Origin of the sequence: Brevundimonas sp. GW460-12-10-14-LB2 (assembly GCF_001636925.1) — a bacterium.
Classification (GTDB): Bacteria; Pseudomonadota; Alphaproteobacteria; order Caulobacterales; family Caulobacteraceae; genus Brevundimonas; species Brevundimonas vesicularis.
In genome coordinates, this window is sequence record NZ_CP015511.1 from 1,276,814 (window position 1) to 1,297,459 (window position 20,646).

At 65.3% G+C, this 20,646-nt stretch carries 17 protein-coding genes; 1 reads left to right on the forward strand and 16 read right to left on the reverse strand.

The window, feature by feature from the left end:
• Positions 1 to 117: 117 nt before the first annotated feature.
• The 4 genes from tsf to dnaE form a co-directional block, all read right to left on the reverse strand.
• Positions 118 to 1,059 carry a translation elongation factor Ts gene (gene tsf / locus A4249_RS06270; RefSeq protein ID WP_055753506.1) on the reverse strand — a complete coding sequence of 314 codons (942 nt, stop codon included), beginning with the start codon at positions 1,057 to 1,059 and terminating at the stop codon, positions 118 to 120.
• A gap of 111 nt (positions 1,060 to 1,170) precedes the next feature.
• Positions 1,171 to 2,034 (reverse strand): 30S ribosomal protein S2, encoded by an 864-nt coding sequence (gene rpsB, locus A4249_RS06275; protein WP_017503967.1) that lies wholly within the window; start codon positions 2,032 to 2,034, stop codon positions 1,171 to 1,173.
• A gap of 226 nt (positions 2,035 to 2,260) precedes the next feature.
• On the reverse strand, positions 2,261 to 2,857 hold the full coding sequence (locus A4249_RS06280; protein ID WP_055809100.1) for a DUF4142 domain-containing protein: 597 nt from the start codon (positions 2,855 to 2,857) through the stop codon (positions 2,261 to 2,263).
• An 87-nt stretch (positions 2,858 to 2,944) separates the two neighbouring features.
• Entirely contained in the window at positions 2,945 to 6,409 is a 3,465-nt protein-coding gene (gene dnaE, locus A4249_RS06285) for a DNA polymerase III subunit alpha (protein ID WP_082854085.1), read from the reverse strand.
• Positions 6,410 to 6,794: 385 nt separating this feature from the next.
• Between dnaE and msrA the strand changes: the two genes are divergently transcribed.
• Positions 6,795 to 7,418: a peptide-methionine (S)-S-oxide reductase MsrA gene (gene msrA / locus A4249_RS06290; protein ID WP_066551612.1), complete on the forward strand. Its 624-nt coding sequence runs from the start codon at positions 6,795 to 6,797 to the stop codon at positions 7,416 to 7,418.
• On the opposite strand, the gene A4249_RS06295 is transcribed toward msrA, so the two are convergent.
• From A4249_RS06295 to nuoL, 12 genes are all read right to left on the reverse strand, one after another.
• On the reverse strand, positions 7,419 to 8,123 hold the full coding sequence (locus tag A4249_RS06295; RefSeq protein WP_066551613.1) for an ABC transporter ATP-binding protein: 705 nt from the start codon (positions 8,121 to 8,123) through the stop codon (positions 7,419 to 7,421).
• Positions 8,116 to 9,402, reverse strand: a complete 1,287-nt coding sequence (locus A4249_RS06300; protein ID WP_082465008.1) for a lipoprotein-releasing ABC transporter permease subunit — start codon at positions 9,400 to 9,402, stop codon at positions 8,116 to 8,118. Before A4249_RS06300 ends, A4249_RS06295 begins: the two co-directional genes overlap by 8 nt.
• Positions 9,399 to 10,715 (reverse strand): proline--tRNA ligase, encoded by a 1,317-nt coding sequence (gene proS, locus A4249_RS06305; protein WP_066551614.1) that lies wholly within the window; start codon positions 10,713 to 10,715, stop codon positions 9,399 to 9,401. The genes A4249_RS06300 and proS overlap by 4 nt, the downstream gene beginning before the upstream one ends.
• Positions 10,716 to 10,792: 77 nt before the next feature.
• A complete protein-coding gene (locus A4249_RS06310; RefSeq protein WP_055753501.1) occupies positions 10,793 to 11,059 on the reverse strand; it encodes a DUF1467 family protein in 267 nt (88 codons plus the stop codon).
• 9 nt (positions 11,060 to 11,068) lie between these two features.
• On the reverse strand, positions 11,069 to 11,407 hold the full coding sequence (locus A4249_RS06315) for a DUF3088 family protein (protein ID WP_066551615.1): 339 nt from the start codon (positions 11,405 to 11,407) through the stop codon (positions 11,069 to 11,071).
• A 40-nt stretch (positions 11,408 to 11,447) separates the two neighbouring features.
• Complete coding sequence (locus A4249_RS06320) at positions 11,448 to 12,356, reverse strand: hypothetical protein (RefSeq protein WP_066551616.1); 909 nt, start codon at positions 12,354 to 12,356, stop codon at positions 11,448 to 11,450.
• Positions 12,357 to 12,412: 56 nt separating this feature from the next.
• Positions 12,413 to 14,086, reverse strand: coding sequence for a ribonuclease J (locus A4249_RS06325; RefSeq protein WP_055753498.1), 1,674 nt, complete (start codon positions 14,084 to 14,086; stop codon positions 12,413 to 12,415).
• A complete protein-coding gene (locus A4249_RS06330; RefSeq protein ID WP_066551617.1) occupies positions 14,087 to 14,866 on the reverse strand; it encodes a type III pantothenate kinase in 780 nt (259 codons plus the stop codon).
• The gene (locus A4249_RS06335) at positions 14,863 to 15,612 is read right to left on the reverse strand and encodes a biotin--[acetyl-CoA-carboxylase] ligase (RefSeq protein WP_082503565.1); all 750 of its coding nucleotides are present in this window, start codon (positions 15,610 to 15,612) and stop codon (positions 14,863 to 14,865) included. The genes A4249_RS06330 and A4249_RS06335 overlap by 4 nt, the downstream gene beginning before the upstream one ends.
• 4 nt (positions 15,613 to 15,616) lie before the next feature.
• Positions 15,617 to 17,059: an NADH-quinone oxidoreductase subunit NuoN gene (gene nuoN, locus A4249_RS06340; RefSeq protein ID WP_066551618.1), complete on the reverse strand. Its 1,443-nt coding sequence runs from the start codon at positions 17,057 to 17,059 to the stop codon at positions 15,617 to 15,619.
• 9 nt (positions 17,060 to 17,068) lie between these two features.
• A complete protein-coding gene (locus tag A4249_RS06345) occupies positions 17,069 to 18,553 on the reverse strand; it encodes an NADH-quinone oxidoreductase subunit M (protein ID WP_066551619.1) in 1,485 nt (494 codons plus the stop codon).
• Positions 18,554 to 18,557: 4 nt separating this feature from the next.
• The gene (nuoL, locus tag A4249_RS06350; protein ID WP_066551620.1) at positions 18,558 to 20,645 is read right to left on the reverse strand and encodes an NADH-quinone oxidoreductase subunit L; all 2,088 of its coding nucleotides are present in this window, start codon (positions 20,643 to 20,645) and stop codon (positions 18,558 to 18,560) included.
• Between the last annotated feature and the right edge of the window lies 1 nt (position 20,646).

Below are 20,646 nucleotides of genomic sequence, written 5' to 3' on the forward strand. Positions count from 1 at the left end.
CCGTTTGACTGCGGCGCCATTGAATCAGGCGGCTTCTTATAGACGAAAGGCGCGCCGGCCATCAAAGCCGAACGCGCCCCTCTGATACAAAACCCTCACGAATGAGGGGAATGTTTTTTAGTTGCCGCCCATCATGGAAGCGACTTCCGACGCGAAGTCGGGGCCTTCGACCTTCTCGACGCCTTCACCCAGCGCCAGGCGGACGAAGCCGGCCAGGTGCAGGTTGGAGGAGCCCAGTTCCTTGGCCGAGTTGGCGACCAGTTGCTCGATGGTCACGTCCGGATCCATGACGAACGGCTGCTTGGACAGCACCACGTCCTTCTGGAACTTGTTGATCTGACCTTCCACGATCTTGGCGATCATGGCTTCCGGGCGACCTTCTTCCTTGGCCTTTTCGGTCAGAACGGTGCGTTCCTTCTCGATGGCGGCGGGGTCCAGGTCGTCGGTGTTCAGCGACAGCGGCGCGGTGGCGGCAACGTGCATGGCGATCTTGCGGCCCAGTTCGCGAAGCGCGGTCTTGTCGCCCTCGCCTTCCAGCGCGACCAGCACGCCGATGCGGCCGACGCCCGGCGAAACCGCGTTGTGGACGTAGGTCGAAACGACGCCTTCCGAAACCGACAGGCGGGCGGCGCGGCGCAGTTGCATGTTTTCGCCGATGGTGGCGATCATGTTGGTCACTTCGTCCTGGACCGTCTTGCCGGCTTCCAGTTCGGCGCCGTGCAGGGCCTCGACCGAGTGGTGCTCCAGACCCAGTTGGGCGAACGACTTGGCGGCGTTCTGGAACAGCTCGTTGCGGGCGACGAAGTCGGTTTCGGCGTTGAACTCGATGGCGGCGGCGACTTCGCCCTTGCCGTCTTCCTTCGACGCCACGGCGACCAGACCCTCAGCGGCGACGCGGTCGGCCTTCTTGGCGGCCTTGGACAGGCCCTTGGCGCGCAGCCAGTCGATTGCTGCTTCGATGTTGCCGTCGTTTTCGACCAGCGCCTTCTTGCAGTCCATCATGCCGACGCCCGAACGCTCGCGAAGCTCCTTCACGAGGGCGGCAGTGATCTCGGCCATGTTCTTCTCCTTGGGGGATTTCGTATGTGGGAACGGCCGGACTGATTTAGCCCGGCCGTGTGTCAGTTCGTCAGGCGGCGCTCAAGAACGCGAACGCCGCCCGGCGGGCGATCAGCCCTCGGCCTTCTCGGTTTCGGCAGCCGGCTCAGCAGCGGCTTCCAGTTCGGCAGCGGCGCCTTCCGTGCCGGCCGGCGCGGCTTCGGCTTCAGCCTTGGGGGCCGAGGCTTCACGCAGCATCGGCTCGACCGGAGCTTCCGAAGCGCCCAGGTCGATGCCCGAGGCCGAGGCGCCGGCGGCCAGACCGTCCAGGACGGCGTCGGCGATCAGGTCGCAGTAGGTCTGGATGGCGCGGGCGGCGTCGTCGTTGCCGGGGACCGGATAGGTGATGCCGTCCGGGTCCGAGTTGGTGTCAAGGATGGCGATGATCGGGATGTTCAGCTTGCGAGCTTCCTGGATCGCGATCGCTTCCTTGTTGGTGTCGATCACGAACATGATGTCCGGGATCGAACCCATGTCCTTGATGCCGCCCAGCGACAGCTCAAGCTTGTCCTTCTCGCGCTGCAGGTTCAGCAGCTCTTTCTTGACGCGGCCTTCGCCGCCGTTTTCCAGAATGCCTTCCAGCTCACGCAGACGAGCGATCGAGCCCGAAACGGTGCGCCAGTTGGTCAGCGTGCCGCCGAGCCAACGGTTGTTCATGTAGTACTGGGCGCAGCGCTTGGCGGCTTCGGCGACCGGCTCTGCGGCCTGGCGCTTGGTGCCGACGAACAGAACGCGACCGCCCTTGGCGGCGACTTCACGCACGGCCACCAGAGCCTGGTGGAACAGCGGCATCGTCTGCGACAGGTCAATGATGTGGATGTTCGAGCGCGAGCCGAAGATGTAGCGGTCCATCTTCGGGTTCCAGCGGTGCGTCTGGTGGCCGAAGTGGGCGCCTGCTTCAAGCAGGGTGCGCATCGAGAATTCAGGCAGAGCCATGATCGTTCAGTCCTTTTTCCGATCAAACGTGGCGCGGGGGATTAAAGGCCTGAAGACCCTCGGAATGGTGCGGATCGGGATGTCTCCCCGAAGCGCGCCTCTCCCGCGTTGCGAAATGCGGGGGCCATTTAGGCCGGATGGGCCGCAATAGCAAGCGCAGCCCTGCAAATGCGGAAAAAGCGGCCCCTTTCGGGACCGCCTTTGGTCAGCAATGCAACGGCTGCTTTTACTTCATCGCGTCCAGCAGGGTCCGGGCACGGTCGCGGTGTGCAGTGACGGGCGTCACAAGCTCGCGCGCCAGGGTGGCCAAGGCGGGCGCTTCGGTGTTGTCGGCAAAGCCGTTCAGCAGCGTCAGCGTCTCGTTGTGGGCGGCGACTTGTTGGTCCAGATAGACCTTGTCGAAGTCGTCCGGCGTCGCGGCGTTCAGATTGTCGATCAGGCCCTTGCGGCGTTCGTCCAACGTCGTGGGGATGGCGACGTTCGGCGCAGCGGTCGCCTGAGCGGCGGCCAGTTTCTCGCCGGCGGCGGTGTGATCCTTGGTGATCATGGCGGCCAGAGCCTTCACGTCCGCATTCTTGGACTTGGCTGCGGCGATCTTGGCGGCTTCCAGCTCATACATGTTGCCGGTGCCCAGGCCGGTGACGAAACCGTCGACGGTGTTGGCGCCCATGGTCATGGCCGAGGTCTGGCCCACGACGCCGGACGTGGCGTCTTGGGTGGCGTTGACCGCTTCGCCGGTGTTCTGGGCGGCGCTGTCGCCACCCTGGTTGCAGGCGGCGAGAAGGGCCAGCGAGGCGACGCTGGCGATGGCGAGATATTTCATTGGAACAGTCTCCCTATGGACTAACCAAACACATCACGCGTCCGTGAGGTTCCGAAAAATCAAAAGCTTGACCATATCCGAGAGGGCTTAGGCGTCCTCCAGCATAACGACGCCCGGCGCTGACTTCAGCGCGCCGCGCAGGGCCCCGTCCAGGCGATAACGACCAGGAATCTTGACCTCCACCTCGCGCCCTTGATCGAGGCCTGCGATCATCAGCGACACCTCCCCGCCCTTGCCGATCGCGCCTGATCGCGCGCGTTCCAGCCGCGCCTTCAGCGCCTCGGCGTCAGCGCTGCGAGCCGAGACATGGATCCGAAGGCCGATGTTGGCGTCGTCCAGCAGATTGTCCATTTGCGAGGCGTCGTCTCCGAAGAAACGCACCTCCCCCTCCGACGACTTGGCGCGCACGCGCACCATGACCGAGGCGCCGGGCTCCAGCACCTCGCGGCATTTGCGCAGTTGTTCGGGCGGGAACAGACATTCGAACTCGCCGGTCGGATCCGAGAAGGTCACGAAGGCGAACTTCTCGCCCGTCCGCGCGCTGGCCCGCTCCTGTTTGCGGCGCACGACGCCGGCCATCTGGAATGCCTCGTGGCCGGACTCAGCCAGCGGAATCGCTTCGGCGACGAAGGTGACGCGCTTGCGCTTCAGGGCTGAGGTCATCTCGTCTAGCGGGTGGCCCGACAGATAGAAGCCGACCGCCGACAGTTCGTGATCCAGCCGCTCCGGACCGACCCAGGGCTCGACGCTCTTCAGCCGCGGGCGCGCGGCATGGGCCTGATCGCCGCCGAACAGCGACACCTGCGACGAGGCGCGTTCGGCCGCCACGCTCTGGCAATAGGCCATCAGAACGTCGGCCTGTTCCAGCAACTGACGCCGGTTGGTGTGGATGCTGTCGAAGGCGCCGGCCTTGGCCAGACCTTCAAGTGCGCGCTTGTTCACGCTGCGCGGATCGACGCGCTCAAGGAAATCGAAGATGTCGGCGAACCGCCCGCCCGTCTCGCGCACCTCGATGACGTGTTTCATCGCCTCGAGACCCACGTTTCGGATCGCGCCCAGGGCGTAGAGCACCGCCCCCTTGTCGTCGTCCCAGGCCACGTCGAAGTCGGCAGACGAGCGATTGATGTCGGGCGCCAGGACCGGCACGTCGAACCGTTTGGCGTCCTGATAGAAGACCGCCAGCTTGTCGGTGTTCGACAAGTCCAGGCTCATGGACGCCGCGAAGAACTCGACCGGCTGATTGGCCTTCAGCCACCCCGTCTGGAACGAGATCAGGGCATAGGCGGCGGCGTGGGACTTGTTGAAACCATAGCCCGCGAACTTGGCCACCAGGTCGAAGATGGAGCCGGACTGCGCCTCCGGCACGGCCTTCTCGGCGGCGCCCTTGACGAAGCGGAGGCGCTGGAAATCCATCTCCTCCTTCTTCTTCTTGCCCATGGCCCGGCGCAGCAGGTCGGCCTCGCCCAGGCTGTAGCCCGCCAGGACCTGGGCGATCTTCATCACCTGTTCCTGGTAGATGATGACGCCGTAGGTCTCGGTCAGCACCTCTTTCAGGCTGGGGTGCAGGTAATCGACCTCGGCGCGCCCGAACTTACGGTCGATATAGGTGTCGATCATCTCCATCGGCCCCGGCCGATAAAGCGAAATCAGGGCGGTGATCTCTTCGATGGAGCCGCAGCGCATCTTGCGCAGGGTGTCGCGCATGCCCTGGGATTCCAGCTGGAACACCCCGACCGTCTGGCCAGAGGCCATCAGCTCATAGGTGCGCGCGTCATCCAGCGGCAGGCTGTTCCAGTCCTTGGCTGCGCCGCGCCGTTCGAGATAGCCGCGCGCCCGATCCAGCACCGTCAGCGTCTTCAGGCCCAGGAAGTCGAATTTCACCAGACCCGCCGGCTCGACCCATTTCATGTTGAACTGGGACGCCGGAATGGTGGAGCGCGGATCCTGATACAGCGGCACCAGTTCCGTCAGCGGCCGGTCGCCGATGACGATGCCGGCGGCGTGGGTCGAGGCGTTGCGGTAAAGCCCCTCCAACTCCAGCGCGGTTTCCAGCAGGGTCTTCACCGCCGGCTCGGCGTCACGCGCCTCCTTCAGGCGCGGCTCGATGTCGATGGCCTGGGCCAGCGTGACGGGCGCGGCCGGGTTGTTCGGCACCATCTTGCAGAGCCGGTCGACCTGACCCAGCGGCATCTGCAGCACACGGCCCACGTCGCGCAGCACGGCGCGCGCCTGCAAGGTGCCGAAGGTGATGATCTGGGCCACCCGGTCCTTGCCGTAGCGGTCCTGCACATAGTCGATCACCTCTTCCCGCCGCTCCTGGCAGAAGTCGATGTCGAAGTCGGGCATGGAGACCCGTTCGGGGTTCAGGAATCGCTCGAACAGCAGGCCGAACCGCAAGGGATCCAGATCGGTAATGGTCAGGGACCAAGCGACCAGCGACCCGGCGCCGGAGCCCCGCCCCGGCCCCACCGGAATGCCGTGGGTCTTGGCCCATTTGATGAAGTCCGACACGATGAGGAAGTAGCCGGGGAAGCCCATCTGCTGGATGATCCCGACCTCCCATTCCAGGCGGGTCCAGTATTCCTCTTCGGGAACGGCCGGCGTGACCTCGGTCAGGCGGACTTTCAGCCCCTCGCGCGCCTGGTGGGCCAGTTCATCGGCCTCGGAGCGCCCGGCCCCGGTGTCGAAACGCGGCAGGATGGGCGCGTGAGTATTGACCAGGAAGGCGCAGCGGCGCGCGATGTCGATGGTGTTGTCGCAAGCCTCGGGCAAGTCGGCGAACTGCTCGCGCATGACGGCGGCGGGCTTGAACCAGTGTTCGCCGGTGATGCGGCGGCGATCCTCCTGGCCGGTGAAGGCGCCATCGGCGATGCACAGCAGGGCGTCGTGCGATTTCGCCTGCCCCGCCTTAGCGTAATAGACGTCGTTGGTGGCGACCAGCGGCACGTCGTTGGCATAGGCCCATTCGACCAGCCCCGGCTCGGCGCGCTTTTCATCCTCCAGCCCGTGGCGTTGCAGCTCGACGTAGAAGCGGTCGCCGAACGCCGCCCTCATCGCCGCCAGAGCAGCGGCGCCTTCGGCCTTCTTGCCTTGGGCGAACAGCGGATCGACCGGGCCGTCCGGGCCACCGGACAGCAGGATCAACCCTTCGGAGCGGGCGACGACCTGTTCCCAGGCCACGCCCGGCTCGGCCATTTCTCCGGCGTCCAGATAGGCGGATGACGACAGGGCGCACAGGTTCAGCCACCCGGCTGTATCCTGGGCCAGCAGAACCACGGTCGGCACCTTGGCCCAGCGGGCATTGATCTGGCCGCCGATCCCGAAGACCGGCAGGGCGCAGGCCACGATCGGTTGAACGCCCGCATCCTTCGCCGTCTGGCTGAACTCCAGCGCGCCGAACAGGTTGGCCCGGTCCGCCACCCCGACCGCCGGCATTCCGGAGTCGGCCGCCAGCTTGCCGACCTTGGCCGCCTTGATCGCGCCTTCCAGCAGCGAATAGGCCGAGCGGACCCGCAGATGGACAAAACCCTGACTGTTCACCGGCTCGTTCACGCCTTCTTCGACCCTGGCCCGCTGAAGAGCCCTACTCTATCCTGAGTCTCATATCGGGTGGCGTGCGGCCATCGCAAACCGGTCGCCCCACAGATCGGCTGTGGATCGCTGGCTTCAGACGGTCCTCGAAAAAACACCGTCTAAAGTGTCTAATTCGTCTGATCTCAGGCGGTGACGCTGATCGCCACGGTCCAGACCATCCATACGAAACCGCCGCACGACGCCAGCGACAGCATATCCCTCATCAAACGCGGCATGACTTTGGCTCCGAGACATCCGATATGTTCTACTAATGTTCTATGTTAGCGTTTTGTTCCGGTCAAGTCGTTCTCGGTGAAACCGTTTGCGCGTCGCCGTCGTAGTCATTGCAACAGGAGATGAGACCATGTTCCTTCGCACGACCGCCCTCGCCGCCGTTGCATCCTTAACCGTCGCTGCGCTGGCGATCGGCGCGCCCCTGGCCCGTCGGGCCGAGGCGCAGACGGCGCTTCAGACCGCGATTTTTGCTGGCGGCTGCTTCTGGTCGGAGGAGAAGGCCTTCGACGACGTGCCGGGGGTGCGCTCGGCCGTGTCCGGCTTCGTCGGCGGCCATACCGCCAACCCCAGCTATGAGCAGGTGGTGCGCGGCGGCACTGGCCATATGGAGGCGGTGCAGGTGACCTTCGATCCGCGCGTGGTCAGCTATCGCACCCTGGTCGATCGCTACTGGCGCACCATCGACCCGACCGATCCGAACGGTCAGTTCTGCGACCAGGGCCCGTCCTATCGATCCGCCGTCTTTGCGACAGCGGCCCAACGCGCGGACGCCGTCGCCTCGCGCGATGCGGCGATGCGTGTGTTGAGGAAGAGCTTCACCACGCCGGTCGTCGGCGCCCAGCGGTTCTGGCCGGCGGGTGAGGAGCATCAGAACTACGCCAAGCGCCACGCCGCCAGCTATCAGGCTTACCGGATCGGATGCCGCCGCCCCGAACGCCTGCGAGCGATCTGGGGCGACGCCGCCGTCAGTTGATCAGTAAGCGTGGCTTTGAGCTTCGCGCTGTTCCAGATGACCATCCTTCAGGGCGAAGACGCGGTCCATATGGCCAGCCAACTCCATATTGTGGGTGGCGATCAGGGCGGCGACACCCGTGGTCTTGGCCAGGTCGCGTAGGGATTCGAACACCGACTGGCTGGTGGTCGGATCCAGATTGCCGGTCGGCTCGTCGGCCAGCAGCAGGCGCGGGCCGTTGGCCAGCGCGCGGCCGATGGCGACGCGCTGCTGTTCACCGCCGGACAGCTGGGCCGGTTGGTGCGTCAGGCGTTCGCCCAACCCCAGGGCCGTCAGCGTGACCTCGGCGCGTTTGCGCGCCTCGTCCTGGGCCACCCCGGCGATCCGCATCGGCAGGGCGACATTGTCGCGCGCGTCGAACTCAGGCAGCAGGTGGTGGAACTGATAGACGAAGCCGATCCGGCCCAGGCGCAGACGCGTGCGGGCGCGCTCGTCCAGATCGCCGACCTGTTCGCCGTCGATGGCGACCGTGCCGCTGGTGGGTTTCTCCAACAGGCCGGCGGCGTGCAGCAGCGACGACTTGCCCGAGCCCGACGGTCCGATCAGTCCGACCAGTTCGCCCGGATAGACGTCCAGATCCACGCCCTTCAGCACGGTCAGGCCGCCTTGGGCGGTGTTGTAGGTGCGGGTCAGGCCGCGCACCGAAAGGATGGGAGCCTTACTCATAGCGGAGCGCCTCTACGGGATCGATGCGAGACGCGTTCCAGGACGGCGGCAGGCTGGCGATACAGCTCATCAGCAGGGACCAGAAGGCCACCCAGGTCACGTCCACCGGATCGACCAGGGCCGGGATGGCGTCCAGCATATAGACGTCGGAATCGAACAGCTTGGTCTGCAGCACGAACTCCAGGAAATGCTGGATCGAGCCGATGTTCCAGCAGAACAGCAGCCCCAGAATCAGGCCCGCGATGGTGCCCGCGACCCCGATCATGGCGCCGGCCATGAAGAAGACGCGCAGGATCGCCGAGGGGCTGGCGCCGATGGTGCGCAGGATGGCGATGTCGCGGCCCTTGTTCTTCACCAGCATGACGATGCCGGAGATGATGTTCATGGCGGCGATGGCGACGACGAGGCCCAGGATGATGCTCATGGCCACGCGTTCGACCTTCAGCGCGCCATAGAAGGCGGCGAGGCGCTCGCGCCAGTCGCTGACGACCGAGCCGGGACCGGCGGCGTCGCGGATGGCGGCGGTCAGGGCGCCGACCTGATCGGGATCATCGACCTTGATTTCGATCGCGTCCCAGACCCCTTCCTTGCCGAAGAAGAGCTGCTGCTGCTCCAGAGGCATGAAGATGAAGGCGCGGTCATAGTCGGCGGCGCCCGAACGGAACAGGCCGCCGACGAAATAGGTCTTCTCAAGTCCGCCGAGATTGCCGAAGGCGCTGTCGGCCCCGGTCGGCGAATACAGGGTCACCGGATCGCCGACGCGCAGGCCCATGGAATTGGCCAGGGCCGCGCCGACCAGAATGCGGTCGCCGCCATAGGGCCCCTTGCCGAAGCTGGCGCGTTCCTGCGGGCTTAGACTGTCGAAGACATACTGGGTCTTGGCCAAATCTTCAGGGCGGATGCCCTTGGCGATGGCGCCGGTCGTATAGCTGCCGACGCGGATCAGGCTTTGCGCCTCGTTCAGCGGACTGGCGCTGGCGACGCCCGGCACGGCCTGAATGCGCTTCAGCGCGGCTTCGCGATCCGGCGAGGTCAGGACCTGCCCCTGCACATACATGTGGCCGTTGAACGCCAGCATGCGGCCCAGCAGCTCACTGCGGAAGCCGGACATGATGCTCATCACGCTGATCAGCACGGCGACGGCCAGCATGATGCCGATGAAGCTGATCACAGCGATGGTGGCGACGCCGCCTTCCTTGCGCTTGGCGCGCAGGTAGCGCAGGGCCAGGCCGATCTCCCACGAGGAGAAGGCGCCGGACGGACGAGACGGCAGGCTCAAGCGGTCAGCCTTTCGATAGCTTCGGCGAGCGGCACGGAGACCTTCTCGCCAGTGGCGCGACGTTTCAGTTCGACCACGCCGTCCGCCAATCCCTTCGGACCGATGGTCAGCTGCCACGGCACGCCGATCAGGTCAGCGGTTGCGAACTTGCCGCCGGGACGTTCGTCGGTGTCGTCGTAGAGGACGTCCTTGCCAAGCTTTTCAAGCTGGGCCACCGCGTCTTCGCAGGCGGCCGAGACGGCCTCGTCATTGGCGCGCAGATTGATCACGACCACGTCGAAAGGCGCGACCGCATCGGGCCAGATGATGCCGCCGGCGTCGTGGCTCGCTTCGATGATGGCCCCCAACAGGCGCGACACGCCGACGCCATAGCTGCCCATGTGGACCTCGGCGTCCTGCCCGTCGGGCCCGGCGACCTTGGCCTTCATCGGGGCGGAGTATTTCGTGCCGAAGTAGAAGATGTGGCCGACCTCGATGCCGCGCGCCGACAGGCGGTCGCCCTCGGCGGTCTTGGCCTCGAACTGCGACGGATCGTGCATCTCTTCGGTGGCGGCGTAGAGGGCGGTGCGTTCGTCGAAGACGGCCTGGACGGCTTCCGGGCTGAAGTCGTCGCCGGGCGCGGGCATCTCGACCAGCTTGCGGTCGCAGAAGACCTCGCTCTCGCCGGTGTCGGCCAGGACGATGAACTCGTGGCTCAGATCGCCGCCGATGGGGCCGGTGTCGGCGCGCATCGGCACGGCCTTCAGGCCCATGCGGGCGAAGGTGTTCAGATAGGCGACGAACATGCGGTTGTAGGCGACGCGGGCCGCGGCCTCGTCCACGTCGAACGAATAGGCGTCCTTCATCAGGAACTCGCGCCCTCGCATCACGCCAAAGCGCGGACGGCGCTCGTCGCGGAACTTCCACTGGATGTGAAACAGGTTCAGCGGCAGCGACTTGTAGGACTTCACATAGGCCCGGAAGATGTCGGTGATCATCTCCTCGTTGGTCGGTCCGTACAGCAGCTCGCGCTCATGCCGGTCGGTGATGCGCAGCATCTCGGGGCCGTACGCGTCATAGCGGCCGCTCTCGCGCCACAGATCAGCCAATTGCAGGGTCGGCATCAGCAGTTCGACGGCCCCGGCCCGCATCTGCTCTTCGCGCACGATCTGCTCGATCTTGCGCAGAACTTTCAAACCCAGCGGCAGCCAGGCGTAGATGCCGGCGGCCTCCTGCTTGATCATGCCGGCGCGCAGCATCAGCTGGTGCGAGACGATCTGGGCGTCCGAAGGAGCTTCCTTCAGCGTGGGCAGGAAAAAGCGCGACAGGCGCATGGTCGGGAATCCTAGGCGTAGAGACGGAACAAGGCTTTAGCCGCTCGGACGGGGCGAAAGCTAGGCCGATGCGTCGTTTAGACAGCCGGGCCGCTGGCGAAGTTCGGCAGGGGCAGCCAGCCCGTGAAGATCAGCACCATCACGAAGACCCAGACCAAGGCCGAGACCCAGGTGGTCGTCAGGAACTTCTTCTTCAGATTGGGCGTCTTGGGCGCGCCCCATTGTGAGCCGTCGGTCGGCGGCTCGTGCGTCTCGCTGGCCGTGCCCAGCGGCAGAACGGCGAACAGCACCGTCCACCAGGCGATGATGTAGATGCCGACCATGGTGAAGACGCCGATGGGCATGACGGACCTCTAGGGATGGGGCCGGCCGACGCCGTAGCGGGCCGCCAGATAGGGAGCGATGGCGTGATCCTGAAGAAACCGCCGGCCGGTCGTTTCGCTGACCTCGGCCTCGGGCCAATCCAGCTCGCCGTCCAGGATCAAGATGGGGCAGCTTTGATGCGCCTCACCGACTTGGTCGATGACCGGCTGGCGCGGGCGCGGATGGTCCAGATAGACGACGTCCAGCGCGTCGCGAAGCTGAGGATAGAAGGCCAGGACACCCTCTATATACGCCCCGGGCGGGCAGAACCACGGACCGCCCTGGTGGTCGTGCCAGTCGGGGTTCAGCAGGAAGAGTCGCTCGGTCATCGGCGTGGATATATCCGAGTTGAGGCCGTCGGCGCGACCGCTATTCGCATGATGCGCCAAACCCCGGCGCCCGTAGCGCCAGAAGGATCGAAGAGCGCGCCTGCTGCGTGATCGCCCCGGCGCCTTGCAGCACGCAGCCGACCGCCGTGTTCGAGTTGGGCGCCAGAAGGCCGTAGGTCAGACCTTCCTGCGCAAGCCGCGCCTGGGCGCCCTTCAACGTTTCGACGGCCGTCGCGACTTGCGCCGGGTCATTGGTGATGCGCGTCATCTCGTGCAGCGCCTCGCCCGAGCTTGGAAAGTCATAGGCGTTCGGATCGAACGGCGCGATCTCGGCCGACAGTCGTTCGGGATGAATGTCGATGCCGAACTTGGCGTTCTGACTGGCGGAGAAGGCGATGGCCGGTCCGTTCTCAGGCACCACCAGAATATAGGCATGGCGCGGAAACAGCAGATATTGCGCCATGAACTTGGTCACCGGCACCAAAGGCATCCCGTCCGGTCCCAAGGCGTGGGCCCCGACATAGACGCCCGACGGCACACTGCGCGCATCGATTCGGCCGTTCAGCTTCAGGATGCGATCGACCATGACGTGGTCGAGCAAAAACACGCCGTCCTCCGCCTCGCGCTCCAGATAGGCATGGATGGCGGCGGTGTCGGGCGCTGGTCCCAGATCGCGGCCATAGACGGTCGGAAAGGCGGTCGGCGACATCGGCTGGCCGTCGGGCGGGCTGAACCACAGCACGCGCAGCTCGTGAACCGTACGCGCCAGGGGGTCTTCGCCCCGGAACGTCGACAGGCTGAGCATCAGATTGACGACGGCGAACAGGGCGACGAAGCCGACCAGCGCCTGCCCTGCAATCACCGCCCACCGCCGCCAACCGCGCAGCGGATGACGGGCGTGCCGAATCCGCTCCAGCAGGCGGCGCGCACGGGCAGGCTTTTTCGACATGCGTTTCCCCGACCGTTCAGGCGCACGACAAATGCGCCCGAACGGTCAAGGTTGCATTAGACGCGCAGGACGACCGTCTCAACGATTGGACGACGATCCCAGATCTGCTGGCTGGCCTTTTTCAGCACGCGGGCGACGGCCTGTTCGATGACCATTTCGTCGTCCAGCGCATCGCCCTTAAGGCCCTTCACCACCTGTTCGACGCGTTCGGCCAGCTTGTCCAGCGCATCGCCGAGCGGCGTGGCCGTATCACCGGGCAGGCCGACGCTGCGGATGTCGATGTCGCTGGCGATGCGACCGCGCTTATCCAGGGCGAAGCTGACGATCAGCACGCCGTTTGTCGAGGCGTGACGACGCTCCTTCAGGGCCTCGCCTTGCTCGGTCACTAGCATGCCGCCGTCGACGTACAGGCGACCGTTCGGCACCTCGTCGATGATCTTGGCTGGGCCAGGGGCCAGGCGGACCATGTCGCCGTTGCGCGGCGTCACCGTTTCGGGAACGCCCATATCCTTGGCCAGGTTGGCGTGTTCCAGAAGAAAGCGACGCACGCCGTGGGTCGGCACCGCGATCTGCGGCCGAGCCCATTCGTACATCTGCTTCAGCTCGTCACGGCAGGGGTGGCCCGAGACGTGGATGCCCGGGTGATCCTTCTCGGTATAGAGACGCACACCGCGATCCGCGAGGCGGTCCTGCAGATTGCCGATCGCCAGTTCGTTGCCGGGGATCTGGCGCGACGAGAAGATGCAGTGGTCGCCCAGACCCAGTTTCACGACCGGGTGGGTGCCGTCAGCGACGCGCGACAGCGCCGCCCTCGCCTCACCCTGGCTGCCGGTGCACAGATACAGGATCTGATCGGCGGGCCAGACGCGGGCCTCCTCGTCCGACAGGAAGGGCTTCACGTCCTTCAGCATGCCGACGTGCTTGGCCGCCGCTGTGATCCGGTGCATCGACCGGCCGGCCAGGGCCACGCGACGCCCGCAGGCCTCGGCCGCACGGATCACGCTGTCCATACGGGCGACGTTGGAGGCGAAGCAGCCGACCGCAACACGCCCCTTCAGGCTGGCGATCAGCTTGGAGATGGCGACGGCGACATCGCCTTCGGACCCGGCGACGCCCGGCACGAAGACATTGGTCGAATCGCAGACCATGGCCAGCACGCCTTCGTCGCCCAGGGCGCGGATGACGGGAGCATCGGTCTTGGTGCCGATCACCGGCTGGTCGTCGATCTTCCAGTCGCCGGTGTGGAACACCATTCCCAGCGGCGTATCGATGGCCAGGCCGCTGGGCTCGGCGATCGAGTGGGTCATGTTGACAAAGGTCACGCCGAACGTGCCGATGTCCACGGTCCCGCCCAGCGGCACCTCGATCAGTTCGACCTCGTCCAGAATGCCGCGCTCGCGCAGCTTGTCGCGGATCAGATAGGCGGTGAAGGGCGTGGCGTAGATCGGCGCCTTGATGCGCGGCCACAGCCAGCCCAGGGCGCCGATGTGATCTTCGTGCGCGTGGGTCAGCACGATGCCCTTGATATTCTCACCCTCCAGGAAGGTGGGATCGGGCACGATCACATCCACGCCGGGCGTAGACAGGTCGCCGAAGGTGACGCCGACGTCGACGATCAGCCATTCACGGTTCGCCTCAGGGCCGAAGCCATAGGCGTTCAGGTTCATACCGACCTCGTCCGAGCCGCCCAGCGGCAGGAAAACGAGTTCGTCTTGGGTTTGCTTTTTCATTCAATCAGTCAAATGGGCGTTACGACGCCAGATTTCGAGGAGGCCGCGAATAGTCAGGTCGGGATCGAAGTGATCGATGCTGTCGGTCGCGCCTTCGAACAGGCTGGCGACCCCGCCGGTGCCGACGACGGTCATGGGCTTGCCCCACTCCGCCTTGATGCGCCCGACCAAGCCTTCGATCAACGAGATATAGCCCCAGAAAACGCCAGACTGCATGGCCTCGACCGTGCCCTTGCCGATGACGTTCTCGGGTTTCTGAATGGCGATGCGCGGCAGTTTGGCCGCCGCTTCGTGCAGGGCCTGAAGCGACAGATTGATGCCGGGCGCGATCAGACCGCCCTCGAAGGCGCCATCCCCCGAGACGATGTCGAAGGTCGTCGCCGTGCCGCTGTCGATCAGCAGAAGGTCGCCGGGATACGTCAGCGAGGCGCCCACGGCGTTCACGAGACGATCGGCGCCCGCCTCGCTAGGTTTGGCGATCCGCACCTCGATGCCCAGTTCGGCGTTCTCGCCGATGACCAGAGGCTCGATGTTCAGATAGCGCCGCGCCAGATTGCGCAGGTTGAAGATCGACTGCGGCACGACGCTGGAGATGATGCAGCCGCCGAGCGCGTCGAACTTCAGCCCCTTCATCACCATCAGCTGGTTCAGCCAGACGGCGTATTCGTCGGCCGTGCGGCTGGCCTCGGTCGCGGCGCGCCACTGCGCGATCCAATCCGTGCCGTCATGGACCGCGAACAGCGTATTGGTGTTGCCCTGCTCGATGGCGAGAAGCATCAGGCGGCTTTCCCGAAGAAGACATCGCCCGCGGAAATCAAACGCACGGAGCCGTCGGCCAGACGCAGACGCAAGGCGCCGTCCGGCTCCACGCCCTCGGCCAGGCCTTCCAAAGTTTCATTGTCCAGTCGCGCCACGCAGGGGCCGTTCAGCCCCGTCAAACGGCTGGTCCAGGCGTCGAGCACGGGCTCGAAGCCCATCGTCTGCCAACGCCCCCACCAGACGGCGAAGGTTTCGGCCAGGATTTCGGCGGCGGCCTCGATCGGCGGGACATAGGCCAGGTCGGCGCGCAGACGTTCGGCAACCGAGGTCGCCCCCCGCTCGGTGCCCTCGGGCGCATGGGCCAGGTTCACGCCGATGCCGACCGCCAGCCAGAGGTCGCCGTTCGCGTGCCGGCCGGATTCGACCAGGATGCCCGACACCTTGACCCCGTCCAGCAGGACGTCGTTGGGCCATTTGATCGAAACGAGCGCGGGCGAGACGAAGACGTCCAGCAGGTCTGCGACGGCCAGGGCCGCGATGAAGGTGGCCTGGGCCGCCTCCGCCGCCGACTTGGGCGTGGTGATCAGAAGGGTGGCGGCCAGATTGCCCTGATCGGTGTCCCACTTGCGACCCCGCCGACCGCGGCCAGCGGTCTGGCGCCGTGCCACGATCCAGCGCGGGCCCGCCTCTCCGGCCTCGGCAAGACGGCGCGCCTCGGCGTTGGTCGAGTCGATCTCGTCGAGGATGACCAGAGGGACGGGCGCCAACGCCCTACCCGTTCCCGAAGCCGGCGCTCGCAGCCTTGGTCAGCGGCTCCAGCCAGGTCAGACCGATGATCACCAAGGGGAAGGCGAAGGCGGCGCAGGCCCACCCGATCCACTTCGCCTCGACCGGCGCTGCGTCGGTGGCGATGTCGTCCACCGGCGCATCGAACCACATCAGTTTGATGATGCGCAGATAGTAGAAGGCGGCGACGACCGAGGCGACCAGACCTGCGGCCGCGACGGGCCACAGTCCTGCATCGGCAGCGGCGCCGAACACATAGTATTTGCCCCAGAAGCCCGAGAAAGGCGGCATGCCCAGGACCGACAGCGACAGGATGGTCAGGGCCACGGCCGTCAGCGGCCGATCCTTCTTCAATCCGGCCAGATCGGCGATGCGGCGGATCGGACGGCCCGATTTGGACAGGCTGAGCAGGATGGCGAAGAAGCCCAGTTGGTCGATGACATACAGCGTCATGAACATCAGCATGGCCTGCAGGCCCTCGGCCGTGCCCGCCGCAATGCCCAGCAGGGCGTAACCGATGTTGGCGATCGACGAATAGGCCAGCAGGCGCTGGATGTCCTTCTGCGCCAGACCGCCGAAGGCGCCGACGACGAAGCTGATCAGGGAGATGGCGATCAGGACCTGCGACCACTGCGCGTGAGCGTCGCCGAAACCGTTGTCCAGCGCGCGGGCGATCAGCACCATGGCCGCCACCTTGGGCGCCGTGGCGAACAGGGCCACGACCGGCGTCGGCGCGCCTTCATAGACGTCGGGCGTCCACATGTGGAACGGCGCGACCGAAACCTTGAACGCCAGGCCACAGATCAGGAAGACCAGGCCGAAGACCAGGCCCGGGCCGGGATTGTCGGCGGCGACGGCGGCGATGTCCTCGAACCGCATCGAGCCGGCGAAGCCGTAGATCAGGCTGGCGCCATACAGCAGCAGACCCGACGACAGCGCGCCCAGGACGAAATACTTCAGGCCCGCTTCCGACGCCTTGACGTCGTTGCGGTGGAAGGCGGCGAGCACATACAGGGCCAGCGAGTGCAGCTCGATCCCGACATACATGGAGATCAGGTCGCCCGAGGACGCCATCATCCCCATACCGGCCGAGGCCAGCACGATCAGGACCGGATATTCGAACTTGGCGATGCGCGTGCGCTTCATCCAGCCGTCGCCCAGCACGACCGCAACGGCGGCCGACAGATAGATCAGGCTCTTGGCGTAGATGGCCAGCGGATCGGCGACATAGGCGCCGTTGAAGGCGACGCCCCACGGTCCGACGATGGAAATGGCGGCGGCGGCGATCAGCAGCAGGACCGACAGGATCGACACCAGACGGGCGCTCTTGTCGCCGATGAAGGCGCCGACCATCAGCAGGACCAGGGCGCCGACCGCGAGGGTGACTTCCGAGGCGGCGAGATGCAGGGCGGAGGATAGATCAGGCATCTGTAAGTCTCACCCGCCGATCGCGGCGCGATACGCGCTGGTCAGGGCCTCGACGGCAGGCCCGGTGTAATCGAGGACAGAGGCCGGATGGACCCCCAGCCAGATGGTGCCGACGATCAGGGGCACGAACAGCAGCAGTTCGCGCTTGTCGATGTCGGTGATGGTCTCAAGCTTCGGATTGGTGATCTCGCCGAACATGACCGCGCGGTACAGGGTCAGGGCGTAGACCGCCGAGAAGATGACGCCCGAGGCCGCGACCAGCGCCGCCCAGGTCGAGGCGTTGTAGGCCCCCGTCATGGTCAGAACTTCGCCGATGAAGCCCGAGGTGCCCGGGAGACCGACGTTGGCCATGGTGAACATCAGGAAGATGGCGGCGTACCACGGCATCTTGGAGGTCAGGCCGCCGTAGAAGGCGATCTCGCGAGTGTGCATCCGGTCGTAGACGACGCCGACGCACAGGAACAACGCGCCCGAGATCAGGCCGTGGCTGATCATCTGGAAGATGGCGCCCTGCATGCCGATGTTGTTGCCCGCGAAGATGCCCAGGGTCACAAAGCCCATGTGGGCCACGGACGAATAGGCGATCAGCTTCTTGATGTCCGTCTGACGCCAGGCGACCAGCGACGTATAGACGATAGCGATCACCGACAGGGTGAAGACCAGCGGCCGGAACATCTCCGAAGCCATCGGGAACATCGGCACGTTGAACAGGATAAAGCCGTATCCGCCCAGCTTCAGCAGAATACCTGCCAGGATGACCGAACCGGCCGTCGGCGCCTGAACGTGGGCGTCGGGCAGCCAGGTGTGGACCGGCCACATCGGCATCTTGACCGCGAACGAAGCGAAGAAGGCCAGCCACAGGATCGGCTGGACAGCCGGATCGAAGGCGAAACGCTTCAGCTCGGGAATGCTGGTGGTGCCCGCCTCATGCGCCATCCACAGCATGGCCAGCAGCATCAGGACGGACCCCAGCAGGGTGTAGAGGAAGAACTTGTAGGCCGCATAGATGCGGTTCTGACCGCCCCAGATGCCGATGATCAGGAACATCGGGACCAGCGTGCCTTCGAAGAAGATGTAGAAGAGGAACAGGTCCAGCGAGGTGAACACCCCGATGACCAGCGTCTCCAGCACCAGGAAGGCGATCATATATTCGACGACGCGCGTCTCGACCGACTTCCAGCTGGCCAGGATGCAGATCGGCATCAGGAAGGCCGTCAGTAGGACGAACAGGATCGAGATCCCGTCGACGCCCAGGTGATAGCTGGCGCCCGCGAACCACGGGACCATCTCCACGAACTGATAGTTGGTGTTGGCCAGATCGAAGCCGGCGACCAGCACGGCCGACACCGCCAGGGTGACCAGGGTGGTGATCAGCGCGATCCAGCGCGCGGCCGGCGCGGCCGCATCGGCCGACTTTGACGTCAGCCGGGCGGCGAAGATCGCCAGGGCCCCGACCAGGGGCAGGAATGTAACGAGGCTCAGGATGTAGGGCACGAGATCAGGCTCCCCACGCGAGGATGGCGAAGGTGAGCAGACCAGCCACCCCGAGCAGCATCACGAAGGCGTAGTGATAGACATAGCCGGACTGGATCTTGCCCAGTCGAGCGGCGGATTTCAGCGACACCCAGGCGGCGCCGTTCGGGCCCAGGCCGTCGATGATCTTCACGTCGCAGATCTTCCAGAAGAAGTTCCCGATGGCGCGGAAGCCGCGCACGAAGACGAAGTCGTACAGCTCGTCGAAGTACCACTTGTTGTAGAGGAAGCGGTAGATGACGCCGTTCCGCTCGGCCATGCGACGGCCCATGCCCTCGCGAGCGACGTAGATCCAGGAGGCGAAGGCGGTGCCGATCAGCGTCAGGATCAGCGGCGACCATTTCACCCAGGTCGGGACGTCGTGGCTTTCGTGCAGGACGTGGTTGTTCGCGCCGGTGAAGATCGCGCCGCGCCAGAACTCGCCCTCGTGGTGGCCGATGAAATGCGGCGCGAAGACGAAGCCTGCGGCGACGGCGCCGACCGACAGCAGGATCAGCGGGATCAGCATGACCAGCGGGCTCTCATGCGGCTTCAGCGGGCCATGATGACCGTGGTCGTCATGCGTATGATCGTCGTGATGATCGCCGACCGGCTCGGAATGGGTTTCCAGCTGGGCGTGGGAAGCGTGGTCGTCAGCATGATGGGCGTCGCCCTCTTCTTTCCACACCGGCTTGTTGTGGAAGGTCATGAAGACCAGGCGCCACGAATAGTAGGCCGTCAGACCGGCGGCGATGATGCCGACGAAGAAGGCGAACAGACCGATGGCCGAGTGACCCGAGGCCGCCGAGGCATAGGCGCTCTCGATGATCGAGTCCTTGGAGTAGAAGCCGGCGAAGCCGCCGACGCCGGGGATGCCGAGGCCGGTGATGGCGATGGTGCCGATGGTCATCACTGCATAGGTGACCGGCAGCAACTTCCACAGCCCGCCCATCTTCCGCATGTCCTGCTCGTGGTGCATGCCGTGGATCACCGAGCCGGCGCCCAGGAACAGCAAGGCCTTGAAGAAGGCGTGCGTGAACAGGTGGAACATGGCCGCCTGGTAGGCGCCGACGCCCGCCGCGAAGAACATGTAGCCCAGCTGCGAACAGGTCGAATAGGCGATGACCCGCTTGATGTCGTTCTGGGTCAGGCCGACCGTGGCGGCGAACAGGGCCGTGACGGCGCCGATGATGGCGATGATCTGCGACGCGCCCGGCGCATATTCATAGATCGGGCTCAGCAGGCAGACCATATAGACGCCGGCGGTGACCATTGTCGCGGCGTGGATCAGCGCCGACACCGGGGTCGGGCCTTCCATCGCGTCCGGCAACCAGGTGTGCAGGAAGAACTGGGCCGACTTGCCCATGGCGCCGATGAACAGCAGGAACCCGGCCAGATCCAGCGCGGACCACTGGACGCCCAGGAACTCCCACGTCGTGCCGGCCTTGGTGGCGATCAGCGGGAACAGTTCGGCGAAGTTGATGGTGCCGTACATCCAGAAGATCGTCATGATCCCCAGCACGAAACCGAAGTCGCCGACGCGGTTGACGACGAAGGCCTTGATCGCGGCGGCGCTGGCCGTCGGCTTCTTGAACCAGAAGCCGATCAGCAGATAGGACGCCAGGCCCACGCCTTCCCAGCCGAAGAAGATCTGCATGAAGTCGGCCGCCGTCACCAGCGCCAGCATCATGAAGGTGAACAGCGACAGATAGGCGAAGAAGCGCGGCCGGCTGTCGTCCTCGGCCATGTAGCCCCAGGAATACAGGTGAACCAGCGACGACACGCTGGTGACCACGATCAGCATGGTCGCCGACAGGGCGTCGATACGGATCGACCACGCCGACTGGAAGTCGCCCACATTGATGAAGGGCGCCAGTCGAATGGTGAAGGGCTCCAGATGGCCCCAGGTCCATTGGCCGAACACCGTCCAGGCCACAGCGCACGAGAAGAACAGCAGGCCGGTCGTGACGGCCTGCGAGGGGATGTTGCCGATCCGGCGTCCGAAGAAGCCGGCGATGGCCGCGCCCAGCAGCGGCGCGAAGATCCCGAGTATGACGAGGGTATGGAAGGTCACG